Genomic DNA, 1,137 nt, shown 5'->3' on the forward strand with positions numbered 1-1,137 from the left:
GTTGCGAATCTTTAGCGATATATAAACAAAAGCCTTCTATCTCATTAAGTAACTCGTAAAGTGTCGCCGCGCTAGCACCTTGAGGAATGGAGCCCCAGTATTTATGGTCAGCGGGCACTGAAGGAATAAGCGTTGACGAAATAGAAGAGACATTCATGCTAAGTTACTGTTCTCGAATTGGCGGCAGAAATAAGGGGCGAATAATAGCTTTGATCGAGGAATATTGCACCCCGATATAAGCCCTTAGCAAACGAGATACAAAAATCTTTGCTTTGGTTTAACGAAAGCGCTTTCTTTGTGGCATAATTCGCGCCGCTATTAATAGATAGCTGAACCATGACCCAGATCTTGAGGCAATACCTTGTTAGTTACCGCGAATATTACAATGCAGTTTGGCGCAAAGCCGTTATTTGAAAACGTTTCAGTTAAGTTTGGTGAGGGCAACCGCTATGGCCTAATTGGTGCCAATGGCTGCGGTAAGTCAACCTTTATGAAAATATTGGGCGGTGACTTAGAGCCTACCTCGGGGAATGTCTCTAAAGACCCTAATGAACGAATTGGTAAGCTAAAGCAGGACCAGTTCGCCTATGAAGAGTTTAGTGTTGTCGATACCGTTATCATGGGGCATGAAGAGCTTTGGTCAATCAAAGCGGAGCGTGATGCGATCTACGCCAAGCCTGAAATGAGTGAAGAAGACGGTATTCGCGCAGGCGAGCTTGAATCTGAATTCGCTGAAATGGACGGCTACAGTGCAGAATCTAGAGCGGGTGAATTACTGATTGGCGTTGGTATTCCGGTTGAGCAGCATTATGGCCCAATGAGCGAAGTTGCACCGGGTTGGAAACTTCGTGTCTTACTCGCGCAAGCACTTTTCTCTGAACCCGATATCATGCTGCTCGATGAGCCGACCAACAACCTGGATATTAATACCATTCGTTGGCTAGAAGGTGTTCTCAACGAGCGTAACTGTACGATGATCATCATCTCGCACGATAGACACTTCTTAAATAGTGTTTGTACGCATATGGCTGATCTCGACTACGGTGAATTACGTCTGTATCCGGGCAACTATGACGAATACATGCTTGCATCGACTCAGGCACGTGAACGCCAGATGTCTGATAATGCGAAGAAGAA

At 45.6% G+C, this 1,137-nt stretch carries 1 protein-coding gene; it reads left to right on the forward strand.

What is annotated here, in order from left to right; genetic code table 11:
• Positions 1 to 361 precede the first annotated feature (361 nt).
• Positions 362 to 1,137 (forward strand): ATP-binding cassette domain-containing protein (locus tag A3729_RS30005; RefSeq protein WP_156498241.1); only part of this gene is annotated, 776 nt, incomplete at its 3' end.

This window comes from Oleiphilus sp. HI0043 (assembly GCF_001634935.1).